Source organism: Polaromonas sp. P1_G2, assembly GCF_056405515.1.
This window is the reverse complement of sequence record NZ_JBFUBY010000921.1, coordinates 1-510: the sequence shown is the minus strand read 5'-3', so window position 1 is coordinate 510 and position 510 is coordinate 1. Positions and strand designations below refer to the sequence as shown.

The following is a 510-nucleotide window of genomic DNA, read 5'->3' as shown; positions in this document are numbered from 1 at the left end:
GGCATGGACAATGTCGACAAGATCAAGAAGGGCGAACCGGTGGTCGACCCTGACGAGATCGTGTCGATGAAGGTCGCCGCGGACGTCAAGTAATCCGTTTTCGATGGACATCGGCCGCTCCGGGGCTTATGCGCCGGGGCGGTTTTCTTTTATGACTATACTCCCTTAGCAGGGGAGCGCCTTCGAGTTTCTCATGCGTGTTGACCTTTTCGATTTCGAGCTTCCCCAGGAGCGGATTGCCTTGCGGCCGGCAAACCCGCGCGATTCTGCACGCCTGCTGGCGGTCGATCCGAACACCGAAACGCAGTTCTCGGACCTCGTCGTCCGAGACCTGCCGGATCTGCTGAATCCAGGTGACGTTCTGGTCTTCAACGATACCAAGGTCATCCCTGCGCAGCTTGAAGGCACGCGCATTCGTGATGAAGGGGCGGCGTCCGTCTCCGTCACCCTGCACATGCGCGTTGGCCCAAACGCATGGAAGGCCTTTGCCCGCCCAGGCAAGCGTATCAA

The 510-nt window shown here is 59.4% G+C and carries 1 protein-coding gene; it reads left to right on the top strand.

The genetic code is table 11. The features are described from left to right. Window positions 1-193: 193 nt before the first annotated feature. A partial coding sequence (locus AC1D0P_RS28350) for an S-adenosylmethionine:tRNA ribosyltransferase-isomerase (RefSeq protein WP_477679780.1) occupies window positions 194-510 on the top strand: 317 nt, incomplete at its 3' end.